Below are 12,459 nucleotides of genomic sequence, written 5' to 3'. Positions count from 1 at the left end.
ATCCGTAGGGTCGGGACATGGCACACACTTCCCACCTCCGCCTGGTTCCCACCGGCGTCGACTGTCTCGATTCCACCGAGCACCGTGGCGCCCCTCCCGCCCTCACGATCGACTGTGCGGTGTGCGAGGTCCGAGAGACCGATGCGTGCGACGACTGTGTCGTGAGCTATCTCGTCGGCCACGAGATCGGCACTCCCGTCGTGCTCGACGCCGACGAGAAGCGGGCCGTGGAGCTGTTGGCCGATGCGGGGCTCGTGCCGGCAAGCCGTTTCACCCCGCGCCCCGGCGTCGCGTGAGCCGTCCACCGCTGCGCGACCGCAGAGTCGTGCCACGATGGCCGTGTGGTCGCGACCCTCGCCGAACTCGAAACGATCGGTCTCGATGCCGGGCTGTGTGCCGTCGGCGCGACGACCGCCGACCCGTTTCCCGCGACGCTCCGTGATCTGGAGACGCGCAAGGCGCGGGGTCTCGATGCCGGGATGCAGTTCACCTATCGCAATCCGGCCCGGTCCACCGACCCCGCGCGCTCACTGCCCGGCGCCACCACACTCATCGTCGGGGCCTACGACTATCAACGCCTCGAGCCCCCTCGCCCAGACCGCGGCCCGGTCGGGCGCGTCGCCGCCTATTCCTGGGAGGATCACTACGCCGAGCTGCGGCGCGGGCTCGATGCCATGGCGGCGGTGCTGCGATCGGCCGGATACCGGGCCATCGTGCTCGCCGATCAGAACCATCTGGTCGACCGCGCCGCGGCGCATCGTGCCGGCATCGGGTGGTGGGGCAAGAGCAGCAACGTGCTCGTGCCCGGTGTGGGCAGCCTCGTCGTGCTCGGCTCCGTGCTCACCGATGCACCCGTCGTGGTCCCACCGGCACCGATGGTCGACGACGGGTGCCGTTCCTGCACCAAGTGCCTCGACGGCTGTCCGACCGGCGCGATCATCGAGCCGGGGGTGATCGACGGCGCCCGTTGTCTCGCGTGGCTGCTCCAGACCGACGGCCCGTTCCCCGTCGACTACCGGGTGGCACTCGGTGACCGGCTCTACGGCTGCGACGACTGCCAGGACGTGTGCCCGCCCAACCAGGTCCGTCGTCGTCGCCCGTCCGACGCCGGCGACGACGGGGCCTGGGTGCCCCTGCTCGACGCGCTCGCCCTCCCCGACGACCGGCTCATGGAGCGGCTCGGACGCTGGTACATCCCCGATCGGGATCCCGTCTACCTGCGCCGCAATCTGCTCGTCGTACTCGCCAACATCGGCGACTCACGCGACCCCCGGGTCGTCGCCGCGGTGCGTTCCGCGCTCGGCGACGAGCGGCCGCTGGTGCGGGCCCATGGCGTGTGGGCGGCGCGTCGACTCGGCCTCGATGGCCTGCTCGCCGCGGTTGTCGACGACCCCGATCTCGATGTTCGGCGTGAGCTCGAGCGCCCTCACGTGCCGCTCGCCGACGTCCCGTCCGGGCCCGCGACGGCGTAGGGTCCGCCGCTGTGGTGCGTCACCTCCTCGTCACCAATGACTTTCCGCCCAAGGTCGGAGGCATCCAGAGCTACCTCTGGGAGCTGTGGCGCCGGCTGCCGTCCGACGACGTGATCGTGCACACGACGCCCTACGAGGGCACAGCGGCATTCGACGCCGACCAGGCGTTCACCATCGTGCGCAGCCGCGAACCATGGTTGCTGCCCCAGCCCGTGCTGACCCGTCGGGTCAACGCCCTGGCTGGCGAGTACGGCGCCGAGCTGGTCATCCTCGATCCGGCGGTGCCGGTCGGCCTGATCGGTCCGCATCTCGATGTGCCCTACGGCGTCGTGTTGCACGGTGCCGAGGTCACGATTCCGGGACGGCTCCCGGTCACCCACACGCTGCTCAACCGGGTGCTCGGCGGCGCCGTCGGCGTGATCGCCGCGGGTGGGTATCCGGCGGCGGAGGGGGAGCGGTCGCTCGGGCGTTCGTTGCCGACCACGATCGTGCCCCCCGGCGTCGACACCGACCGCATCGTGCCGCTCGACCCGGCACAGAAGCGGGCCGCCCGGGCGCACCTCGGCCTTCCGGTCGACGGCCCGCTGGTCACGTCGGCCAGTCGCCTCGTGCCGCGCAAGGGCATGGACGTGTTGATCCGGGCGTCGGTCCGGTTGCGCGAGCGTCACCCCGACGTCCACGTCGCCGTCTCGGGTGGCGGGCGCGATCACGGTCGGCTCGAGCGTCTGGTCGCCGAACTCGGCGCGCCGGTGACCCTCCTCGGACGACTGCCCGACGTCGACATGCCGGCGCTCTACGCGTGTGGTGACGTGTTCGCCATGCTGTGCCGCACCCGCTGGGGAGGACTCGAACAGGAGGGCTTCGGCATCGTGTTCGTCGAGGCGGCGGCGGCGGGAGTGCCCCAGGTCGCAGGCCGTAGCGGGGGAGCGCACGAGGCGGTCGCCGATGGGGAAACCGGGCTGGTGGTCGACGATCCGACCGACGATGCCGCGGTCGCCGACGCACTGGCCACGTTGCTCGACGACGATGCCCGGCGGGCCGAAATGTCGATCGCGAGCCGACGGCGAGCGGTGGAGGAGTTCAGCTACGACGTGTTGGCCGACCGCCTCCGGGTCGCGATCGATGCGATGGTGTCGGCGTGACCCGCGACGGTTCCGGCATCATCACGGCCTCCTGGGTCGGCACCGCGGTCTTCACCGTCGTCGCGCTCATCGCCACCATCGATCCGGATTCGTTGGGAGCGCCGGCCGTCGTCGTCTCGCTGGTGCTCTTCGCGGCGGGAAGCGTGGCGATGTTCTGGGCGTTCCTCATCGCCGTGCAACGCAGCCGCGAGGTCGCGATCGGCATCGGCGGCCTCTACTTCGGGGCCGGATCGGCGCCGAAGCGGGTGCAGGGTCACCTCATGGCGTCGTTGGCGATCCAGGTCGCGGTCGCCCTCGTCACCGCGTCCATTCGGGTCTTCACGAGTCTCGCGTTCGGCATCCTGGTACCGGTGTGGGGGCTCGGAATGGCCGGGCTCTGGTGCGCGCGCCACGGGGAGTTCGCACCCCGCGCCGACGCGGCCCGGTAGGGTCTCACCGCGCCGCTGATGGGGAGGTCCCGATGGTCGATCAGACAACCGAGCAGACGACGATCATGGCGCCCCCCGATGCCTGCTACGAGGCGGCGGTCGATTTCGAGCGCTATCCGGAATGGGCGTCCGACATCAAGATGGCGCGTGTCCTGTCACGAGACGACGACGGCCGTGCCGTCGATGTCGAGTTCCGCGCCGCGGCCATGGGGCGCAGCACCACCTACACCCTGCGCTACTTCTACGGCTCGAACCCGCTGAGGCTCGCCTGGCGTCTCCAACGGGGCGACGTGACCCGTCGCCTCGACGGCGAATACGAGTTCCTTCCGGTCGTGTCCGAATCGGGCGCGTGCGATGTCGTCTATCACCTCGCCGTCGATCTCTCGGTCCCGCTCCCCGGCTTCGTGAAGCGGCGGGCCGAGGCCCGGATCGTGCGGACCGCGCTCGACGACTTCACCCGGTACGTGGAGTCGCGCGCCGGGGAGTCGCGGGCCGGGTGAGCACACCCGACGATGCCGCGCACGACGATGCCTCGTTCGACGAGGTCCGTGCGGCGGCGAGCGACGTCATCGCGTCGCTCAAGAAGCTGATCGAGGCCACGGAACGGGTGGTCCAGGACCCGGAGACGTTCTCCCAGATCGTGGACGGTGGGCGCAGCGTCGTCGAGGCGTTCGTCGGAGGTTTCACCGCCCCGACCGAGACCGACGAGGCGAACGAGACGGACGAAACCGCGGCGCCGCCGACCAGGCCGGAAACACCGGGTTCCGAAAGCTGACTCGACGGGCTTTATCGCCCGGTGGCGGTGCCGATAGGTGCCCGATGCGCTTCGTCGAACTGCGGCCCACACCCGAGGGATCACCGCTCCGCCTCCACCCCCGAATCACGTGGCTCAAGGGCCTCGATCCGGCCGCCCGTGTGACGGTGGTCGGCCTCGCGCACGACGCCGCCCTCGGTCAGGTGCCGGATTGGGACGGCACCGTCGAGATCGACGGGGTCGAGTCCGACTTCGTCGACGCGCTCGCCCGCATCGGCGAGACGGCCGATTCGGCACTGATCATCGACGCAGCGAGTCTTCCCGCCGCCGTCTCGCTCGATCTGGAGGACGTCGACGATTCGGCCGACGACCATCCGGTCGACGAGGAGGCGAGCCTCGAGGTCGCGACCGCACGGCTCGATGATCTCAACGCGCGGATCGCCGGCCTTGCCGAGGAGCTCGCAGCGAGCAGCACGGTACGCGCCGACATGATGGCCGACCTCACCTCGGCCCTCGCCCAGGTCGACGCGTCGGCCTTCGACGTGCTCGACCAGGCCGACGGCGCGCTCGGTAGAGCGGCTCGCCTGGCCAACCGTCCCGATCCGTGGACGGGCATGCGCAACGTTCCGGAGCGCATCGAGGAGCTGAGGGCGAAGGTCGAAGAACTCGACGGGATGCTGGCGGGCCTTCCCTCCGGCGACCGACCCGCGCTGGCCGCCGCCGTCGCCACGGCTCGGGCCAGCCTGGTGACCGGCAAGGTACCGAGCCCCGAGGCCATGGCGCTCGCACAGGCATGGTCGTCGTTGCACCAACGGCTCCGCGGACTCGAGTCGCGTATGGAAGCGGCCGGCGGTGGCACCGAAGCCGTCGCCGCCCGACTCGACGAGGCCCGCCGCGTCGCCCGACGTGCCGAGGACGCGGCCGTCCCCCGCAAGATCTCCCAGGACGAGTCCGACTGGCTCGGCGAGCTCCACGAGAAGATGATCCAGGCCGAACAGAAGGCCAGCCGTGGAGTGCGCCGCGGCGCAGCGAAGGACGCGTTCGACAAGGCCGCGAAAGAGTTCCACGACGCACTCGATCCGTTGGGCTATCCCACGTGGGCGGCGTACCGGATGGGCAACGGCATGGCGGCCGTTCCTCCGGAAGCGCTGGCGGCACACGAGCAGGCGCAGGCCGAACTCGAGGCCGCCGAGCTCGAACTCGCGATGCTCATGGCCCGAATCGAGCGCGACACCGAGCTCCAGGACGTGCTGTCGGGCATCGACCGCGCCCTCGAGCACGCGACCCAGTTGCTCGGATTCGATCCACAGTCCGAAGCCGACGATGACACCGATGATCCGGTCATGGCGGCGCTGCAAGCGGTCACCGTCGACGCCGCCTCGGTCGGTGTGGCCCGCGAAGCCGCTGCCGCCCATCTCCGCGACGCATTGGCGGCGGCCGGCGCCGCCGGCCACGACTCGTTGACCAGCGATGCCGCGATCGTCGCGCTCGGCGACTCGTGGCTCCACGTCCTCATGGCTGCCGACGACCTCGCGGTGCGGCTGCTGCGAGATCGCGAACGGGCGGCGGAGGAACTCGAAGCGCTCGAGGGTCTCGGTGACGGCTCGCGGGTCGATCGGCTCGACGAGGAGCGCGCTGCGGTGCACGAAGCCGAGGTGGCCGTTGCACAGAGCCGCGACGCGCTCCGCCGGGTGGTCGACGCGCGGCTCCGACTGCACATGCTGGCCGCGACCGAGCTGAATCTCGCCGAGGAACACGACGATCGCCTGGTTCAGCGGGAAAGCGCGGAGGTCCTCCTGGACCTGGCGATCCGGCGCAAGGAAGGCCGGGCCGGTGCCGACGCCGCGGCTGCCCTGGCCGATCGGGTCCCGCGCGGTGTGGCCGGCCCGATTCCGGTGGTCGTCGTCATGGGCGACGCCCCGGCGTCGACGCTCGATCGACTCGCCATCTTCCCCGACGACGTCCAGATCCTCGTGATCGGTGAGGGACTGGGGATGCGCGAGTGGATCGACACGAATGGTGATGCCACCGCAGCGGAGATCGACGCGGGAACTCTGGTCTAGCCACGACATCGGCTGGCTAGCCTGTCACGATGGATTTCCGTCGAATCAACGGGCTGCCGCCCTATGTCTTCACCATCATCGACTCGCTGAAGATCGAAGCCCGTCGGGCAGGCGAAGACGTCATCGACCTCGGCTTCGGGAATCCCGATCTGGCATCACCGGAGATCGCCGTCGAGAAGCTGGTCGAGGCAGCGCGGAACTCGCGGAACCATCGCTACTCCTCGAGCCGTGGCATCCCCAAGCTGCGTGAAGCCGTGGCGACCCTCTACGACCGTCGTTTCGGCGTCTCGTTGGACCCCGACACCGAGGTGATCAACACGATCGGTGCCAAGGAGGGGTTCAGCCACCTGATGTGGGTGTTGCTCGAGGCCGGCGACTCGGTCCTCGTTCCGGCGCCGTCGTACCCGATCCATCTGTTCGCGCCGCTCTTCGCCGGCGCCAATGTGCGCGAGATGCCGGTCACCAACGACCAGGACACCTTCCTCGACACGCTCAGGGAGCGCTTCGAGTACTCGTGGCCGCGGCCCCGCGTGATCGTGCTCTCGTTCCCGCACAACCCGACCACGATGTGTGTCGATCTCGACTTCATGCAGAAGGTCGTCGACTTCGCGCGCGAGAAGAACGTCATCCTCGTGCACGACTTCGCCTACGCCGATCTCGGTTTCGACGGCTACATGCCGCCGTCGATCCTCGAAGCCGAAGGGGCCAAGGAGGTCGCCGTCGAGCTGTACTCGATGACGAAGAGCTATTCGATGGCCGGTTGGCGAGTGGCGTTCATGGTCGGCAACCCCGAGATCGTCGCCGCGCTCCAGAAGCTCAAGAGCTATCTCGACTACGGCACGTTCCAGCCGGTGCAGATCGCGGCGACGGTCACGCTGAACGAGGCGCCCGAATACCCCGATCTGGCGCGGGCGATCTACGAGAGTCGGCGCAACACCCTGATCGACGGCCTCGCCCGGATCGGCTGGAACATCGAACCGCCCCGGGGGACGATGTTCACCTGGGCGCAGATTCCCGAGCAGTACGGCGAGATGGGCAGCGTCGAGTTCGCGTCGATGCTCGTGCGTGAAGCCGATGTCGCGCTGTCGCCCGGCGTCGGATTCGGTCCCGGTGGGGAAGGCCACGTGCGGTTCGCGCTGATCGAGAACGAACAGCGCATCAATCAGGCGACCCGCAATCTGGGCCGGGCCCTCACACGCCTGGGCTGACGGCGACGCTCAGTCGAGGTCCCAGTCGAGCGAGCGTTCCACGCCGCGGCGCCAGCGGGCGTAGTCGGCGTCGGCGCGGGTCCGGTCGGCCGACGGTGAGAACGTCCGGTCGGCGGACCAGTTGGCCGCAACGTCGGCAGTGCCGTCCCAGACGCCCTCGGCGATACCGGCGAGGTACGCGGCACCGAGCGCCGTCGTCTCGGGCACGGATGCGCGGATGACGGGCACGCCGAGCTGGTCGGCCTGCAGCTGCAGGAGAAGATCCATGACCGAGGCACCACCGTCGACGCGGAGTTCGGTCACCCCTCGGCCGGCCGCTCTGGCCATCGCGTCGACCACATCGCGGCTCTGGTAAGCGATCGCCTCGACGGTCGCCCGCACGATCTCGGCCCGGCCGGTCCCGCGGGTGAGCCCGAGCATGGTGCCCCGGGCCCGCGGGTCCCAGTACGGGGCGCCGAGGCCCGCCAGCGCAGGGACGAAGACGACCCCGCCGCTGTCGGCCACCGATTCGGCGAGGGGGCCCGTCTCGGAGGCGGCGGCGATGATGCCGAGCCCGTCGCGCAGCCATTGGATCGCGGCACCGGTCGCGAAGATCGCCCCCTCGTACGCGTAGGTGGTTTCCGGGCCGCTCGGACCGTCGAGCGTCCAGGCAACGGTGGTGAGCAGGCCTTCGACCGGTTCAGGACACGCGGTGCCGACGTTCATGAGCACGAAGGAACCCGTGCCGTAGGTGTTCTTGGCCTGGCCGGGAGAAAAGCACGCCTGCCCGAAGAGCGCGGCCTGCTGATCGCCGGCGATCCCACTGACGGGGATGCCGGCACCGGTCGGGAGGTCGGCGGTCGTGACGCCGAATCGGCCCGACGACGGGCGTACCTCGGGAAGGATGCGCATGGGGATGTGCAGCAGTTCGCACATCTCGGCCGACCAGTCGTTGGTCCGGATGTCGTAGAGCATGGTGCGGCTCGCATTCGAGCCGTCGGTCGCGTGCACTCCGCCGGTGAGCTTCCAGACGAGCCACGAATCGACGGTGCCGAAGAGCAGGTCGTCGTCGGCCTCGACACCGCCCTCGCCCAACAGCCATTCGAGCTTGGTGCCGGAGAAGTACGGGTCGAGCACGAGGCCGGTGGTGGAGCGCACGAGATCGAGTGCGCCGTTGGCCTCGAGCTGTTCGCAGCGAGCCGCGGTACGGCGGTCCTGCCAGACGATGGCACGGTGACGAGGGCGACCGGTCCGCTTGTCCCAGACGACGACCGTCTCGCGCTGGTCGGTGATGCCGATCGCTGCGACCGGTCGGTCGAGTGTGGCGAGCAGCTCGGCCAGCGTCGCGACGACGGCGTCCCAGATCTCATCGGCATCGTGCTCGACCCACCCCGGGCGCGGGAAGTGTTGCGTGAACTCGCGGTAGGTGAAGCCGAGCGGCACCCCGTGCTCGTCGATGGCGAACGAACGGACACCGGTGGTTCCTGCGTCGATGGCGATGACGATTCCCATGCCCGGCGACGATACTCCGGCGGTGGTGGGTCGTCGGTCGCTACCATCCCGTCCAACCCGAGGAGATGCGATGAGAGTCGGAGTGCTGACCGGTGGCGGCGACTGCCCCGGACTCAATGCCGTGATCCGCGGCGTGGTCCGCAAGGCCGAACGCGACTACGGCGACGAGGTCGTCGGCTTCCTCGACGGCTATCAGGGTCTGCTCGAGAACCGATTCCGGACGCTCGATGTCGAGGCATGCCGAGGGCTGCTTCCGCGGGGCGGAACGATCATCGGCACGACCCGGATGACGCCCTACATGGTCGACGACGGGGTCGAGCGGGTGAAGGCGACGATGGCGGAGAACGGGGTCGAGGCGTTGATCGTGATCGGGGGTGAGGGCACGCTCTCGTGTGCCAACCGCCTGATGGTCGAAGACGGCGTGCCCGTGATCGGTGTGCCGAAGACGATCGACAACGACATCGGCGGCACCGAGATGACGTTCGGGTTCGACACCGCCGTCCAGATCGCCACCGACGCGATCGATCGGCTGCACACCACCGCCGAGTCGCACAACCGGGTCATGGTGGTCGAGGTGATGGGGCGCCATGTGGGCCACATCGCCACATGGGCCGGGATCGCCGGCGGGGCGACCGTGACGCTGGTCCCCGAGGAACCGTTCGACATCCAGGCGGTCTGCGATTCGATCCTCCGTCGTCACCATCGCGGTCGCTTCGCGTCGATCGTGGTGGTCGCCGAGGGTGCGGTGCCGGCGCCGGGCACCATCGAGATCCCCGAACCCTCGATCGACGAGTACGGGCATCAACGTCTGGGCGGCATCGTCAACGTCGTGGCCTCCGAGATCGAGGCCCGGACCGGCTTCGAGACGAGGGTGACCATCCTCGGCCACGTGCAACGCGGGGGGACACCGACGGCCTTCGACCGGGTGCTCTCGACCTGGTACGGGGTCGCAGCGATGGAGGCGGCCCACGACCGTGACTTCGGGACGATGGTCGCCCTCCGCAACGGCGAGGTCGTTCGAGCCCCCTTGGCCGAGTGCATCTCCGAGCTGAAATACACCCACCCGGAGCTGCTCGACGCGAACCGGACGTTCTTCAGCTAGTCGTCGTCGGGGGCACCGAGTCGTCGGGGGGCACGGTCGTCGTCGTGGTGGTCGAGCCCGTCGGGAGGGTCGTGGTGGTGCCTGTGTTCTGCTCGTTGTAGGTCGCGTAGTCGTCGATGTCGACCGGCCGATCGACCGACTCGGCAGACGTGGGGATCGACTGCGGCGCGCCGTCGACGTTGAAGAGGACACCGTCGACCTGCCCGTCGCCGGTCAGCGTCCACACCAGTTGGGCGGCGACGTCGCGGAGCACCGGAACGTTGGGTGGCTCGCTGCCGAGCGACTCGAGAAACACCGTCGCGATGTCGTCGTTGATCTCGACGGCGACGATGTCGTACTGGTTGACGGTGTTGATCAACGCCGCATCCGCGCCGATCGTCTCCTTGAAGCCGTCGATCTCCATCGGCTCGATGGCATCGAACAACGAACCTGAACCCACCGGGATCGGGACGACGACCTGGCGGACCACGCGCTGCTCGGTTTCGGGCTTCTGCTCGAGCAGGAAGTAGGCGAAGTCGCGGGTCTGGAACTCCGGGGGCGGCGCCGTCGTGGTGGTGGGGACCTTCTGGAGCGACGGCGCCAGTTCGGCTTCGGGGATCACCTGGGCGCTGTCGTCGGTGGGCAGGGAGCAACCGACGGCCAGGAGCGCGAGCGCGAGGACCGAGATGAAGCGCTTCATGCGAGTTCCTCCAATGACACGTCGCCCACCGGGATCGCGATCACGAAGCGGGCCCCGGCCCTTCCGTCGGGCCGGTCTTCGCACCAGACCGTACCCCCGTGCAATCCGATGTGTTCCGCGACCAGCGAGAGCCCCAGGCCGGTGCCGGTGTCGTAGCCGCGGCGGCCGCCGGCGGACCCTCGGCTGAAGCGGTCGAAGATGACCGACCGCTCGGCCTCGGGGATCCCCGGGCCCTCGTCCTGCACTGCGAGCAGCACCGTGTCGTCGTCGACGGAGATCAGGACGTCGATGGCGCCGTCGCCGTACTTGTCGGCGTTCTGGATGAGGTTGGCGATCACCTGCGCGAGCCGCCGTTTGTCGGCCGCGATGACCAGGCCTTCGACGTCGTGGGACGCCGTCAGCATCGCGTCGGGGCGGCTCGAGTGCTCCACGGCTTGGCGCACGAATTCGACCAGGTCGAGCGCGTCGATCTGGAGGGACGCCGTGCCGACGTCGAACCGGCTGATCTCGAGGAGGTCCTCGACGAGCTGCGTGAAGCGGGTGACGTCGTCGTTGAGGAGGGTGAGGGCCTGTTGGCTGCGTTCGGGAAGCGACTCGCGACTGTTGTTGAGCACCTCGATCGACGCGCTCAGTGTCATCAAGGGTGAACGGAGTTCGTGGCTGACCTCGGACGCGAATCGGGCGTCGCGCTCGATCCGGTCCTCGAGCGAGGTGGCCATCTCGTTGAATGACGAGGCCAGCGAGGCGAGGTCGTGGTCGGCCGGCATGTCGAGGCGGGTGTCGAGCTCGCCGGCAGCGAGCGACTCCGCAGCACGGCGAACATCGCTCACCGGCGACAGGGCCCGCCGCGCCGCCCACACGCCGATCGCCGCAGCGAGGAGGGTCGTCACCACACTGGCGCCGGCGACGACGGCGCCGAGCGAGGACAGCGTGTCCTCCACGTCGTCGAGCAGCAGGGCTTCGTAGTAGTTGGCGTTCCGGGGGTTGTTGGACAACGGGATGCCGCTGATGATGGCCGGCACTCCGTCGATCTCGGCCCGGATCATCGCCGCGTTGCCTCCCTCCAGCCCCACCACGCTGACGAGCGACTCGGGAAGCTTGTCCTGGTTGAAACGCGTGGTGTTGCGACCGTCCCAGAGCTCGTCGACACGCAGGAGGGGGAACTCGCCCCGTGGGGTCGAGAGCGATTCGATGATGCCGCGAATGGCGACGGCGTCGGATTCCTCGGTCAGTTGTTCCTGGACGATCTTTGCGTTGAAGTTGAAGTTCTCGAGCGCCGCGTCCTCGCGCTGCTCGAGGAGGGACTGTCGGCTGAAGGTGAGCGTGACGAGCGAGATCGTGACCGACAGCAGCAGACCGCCGAGCGCGAAGAGGAGCGCGACGCGGGCGCGGAGGCCGAGTCGTTCCCACCGCGTTTTCATGGCGGATCAGGCCTGGAGCTTGTAGCCCAGGCCCCGAACGGTGACGACATGGCGCGGATTGGCCGGATCCGGCTCGATCTTCGTGCGGAGTCGTCGGATGTGCACGTCGACGAGGCGACCGTCGCCGAAGTAGCCGTAGCCCCACACCCGCTCCAGCAGCACCTCGCGGGAGAACACCCGGCCGGCGTTCGATGCGAGTTCGACGAGCAGCCGGAACTCGGTCTTCGTGAGGTGGACCTCTCGGGTCCCGACGCGTACCACGCCCTCGTCGGGGATGATCTCGAGTTCACCGAACACGAGGTGGCGAGCGCCGGGTTCGGCGGGTCGGACTCGACGCAGCAACGCCCGGATGCGAGCGGACAGCTCCTTCGGCGCGTGCGGCTTCGTGAGGTAGTCGTCGGCGCCGGCTTCGAGTCCGGCCACCACATCGTGGGTGTCGGCTCGTGCGGTGACCATGACGATCGGGACGTCGGAGATCTTGCGGATGGCCCGACAGACCTCGAAGCCGTCCATGCCCGGGAGCATGATGTCGATCAGTACGACGTCGGCCGGGTTCTGGCCGAACGCGAGCAGCGCGTCCTCGCCCGACTCGGCCTCGACGACGTCGTATCCCTCGTCCTCGAGGGCGAGGCGAACCGAGGTGCGGATGCGTTCGTCGTCCTCAACGGTAAGAATTCGGCTTCCCACGATGCATGATCG

Annotated in this window: 13 protein-coding genes; 9 read left to right on the top strand and 4 right to left on the bottom strand. The window is 69.0% G+C overall.

Annotated features, from left to right (window positions below):
* Nucleotides 1–17: 17 nt before the first annotated feature.
* From R2707_05045 to R2707_05010, 8 genes are read left to right on the top strand one after another with little or no spacing between them, the layout of a single operon-like run.
* Nucleotides 18–296 carry a hypothetical protein gene (locus R2707_05045; protein MEZ5244445.1) on the top strand — a complete coding sequence of 93 codons (279 nt, stop codon included), beginning with the start codon at nt 18–20 and terminating at the stop codon, nt 294–296.
* Between the two features lie 45 nt (nt 297–341).
* A complete protein-coding gene (gene queG / locus R2707_05040) occupies nt 342–1,472 on the top strand; it encodes a tRNA epoxyqueuosine(34) reductase QueG (protein MEZ5244444.1) in 1,131 nt (376 codons plus the stop codon).
* 11 nt (nt 1,473–1,483) lie between these two features.
* Nucleotides 1,484–2,614, top strand: a complete 1,131-nt coding sequence (locus R2707_05035) for a glycosyltransferase family 4 protein (protein MEZ5244443.1) — start codon at nt 1,484–1,486, stop codon at nt 2,612–2,614.
* Nucleotides 2,611–3,042, top strand: a complete 432-nt coding sequence (locus R2707_05030; GenBank protein MEZ5244442.1) for a hypothetical protein — start codon at nt 2,611–2,613, stop codon at nt 3,040–3,042. Before R2707_05035 ends, R2707_05030 begins: the two co-directional genes overlap by 4 nt.
* Nucleotides 3,043–3,074: 32 nt before the next feature.
* On the top strand, nt 3,075–3,542 hold the full coding sequence (locus R2707_05025) for an SRPBCC family protein (protein ID MEZ5244441.1): 468 nt from the start codon (nt 3,075–3,077) through the stop codon (nt 3,540–3,542).
* The gene (locus R2707_05020; protein MEZ5244440.1) at nt 3,539–3,817 is read left to right on the top strand and encodes a hypothetical protein; all 279 of its coding nucleotides are present in this window, start codon (nt 3,539–3,541) and stop codon (nt 3,815–3,817) included. Before R2707_05025 ends, R2707_05020 begins: the two co-directional genes overlap by 4 nt.
* Before the next feature lie 44 nt (nt 3,818–3,861).
* Nucleotides 3,862–5,859 (top strand): hypothetical protein, encoded by a 1,998-nt coding sequence (locus tag R2707_05015; GenBank protein MEZ5244439.1) that lies wholly within the window; start codon nt 3,862–3,864, stop codon nt 5,857–5,859.
* A gap of 29 nt (nt 5,860–5,888) precedes the next feature.
* The gene (locus tag R2707_05010) at nt 5,889–7,067 is read left to right on the top strand and encodes an aminotransferase class I/II-fold pyridoxal phosphate-dependent enzyme (protein MEZ5244438.1); all 1,179 of its coding nucleotides are present in this window, start codon (nt 5,889–5,891) and stop codon (nt 7,065–7,067) included.
* Between the two features lie 9 nt (nt 7,068–7,076).
* Here R2707_05010 and glpK read toward each other — a convergent pair whose 3' ends face one another.
* A complete protein-coding gene (gene glpK, locus R2707_05005; protein ID MEZ5244437.1) occupies nt 7,077–8,558 on the bottom strand; it encodes a glycerol kinase GlpK in 1,482 nt (493 codons plus the stop codon).
* Between the two features lie 70 nt (nt 8,559–8,628).
* Here glpK and R2707_05000 point away from each other — a divergent pair, with 70 nt between their 5' ends.
* Complete coding sequence (locus R2707_05000; protein MEZ5244436.1) at nt 8,629–9,660, top strand: ATP-dependent 6-phosphofructokinase; 1,032 nt, start codon at nt 8,629–8,631, stop codon at nt 9,658–9,660.
* Here the strand turns inward: R2707_05000 and R2707_04995 are convergent.
* Genes R2707_04995 through R2707_04985 form a run of 3 tightly spaced genes read right to left on the bottom strand, consistent with a single transcriptional unit; the run spans nt 9,653 to nt 12,447 of the window.
* Nucleotides 9,653–10,339, bottom strand: coding sequence for a GerMN domain-containing protein (locus R2707_04995; protein ID MEZ5244435.1), 687 nt, complete (start codon nt 10,337–10,339; stop codon nt 9,653–9,655). The two genes, R2707_05000 and R2707_04995, sit on opposite strands and share 8 nt — an antisense overlap.
* Nucleotides 10,336–11,760, bottom strand: a complete 1,425-nt coding sequence (locus tag R2707_04990) for a HAMP domain-containing sensor histidine kinase (protein ID MEZ5244434.1) — start codon at nt 11,758–11,760, stop codon at nt 10,336–10,338. Before R2707_04990 ends, R2707_04995 begins: the two co-directional genes overlap by 4 nt.
* A gap of 6 nt (nt 11,761–11,766) precedes the next feature.
* Nucleotides 11,767–12,447, bottom strand: a complete 681-nt coding sequence (locus R2707_04985; protein MEZ5244433.1) for a response regulator transcription factor — start codon at nt 12,445–12,447, stop codon at nt 11,767–11,769.
* Between the last annotated feature and the right edge of the window lie 12 nt (nt 12,448–12,459).

It is taken from the genome of Acidimicrobiales bacterium (genome assembly GCA_041394245.1).
In the GTDB taxonomy this organism is placed as follows: Bacteria; Actinomycetota; Acidimicrobiia; order Acidimicrobiales; family Aldehydirespiratoraceae; genus JAJRXC01.
The sequence above is the reverse complement of the archived record's forward strand: the minus strand, read 5'-3'. Positions and strand labels throughout refer to the sequence as shown.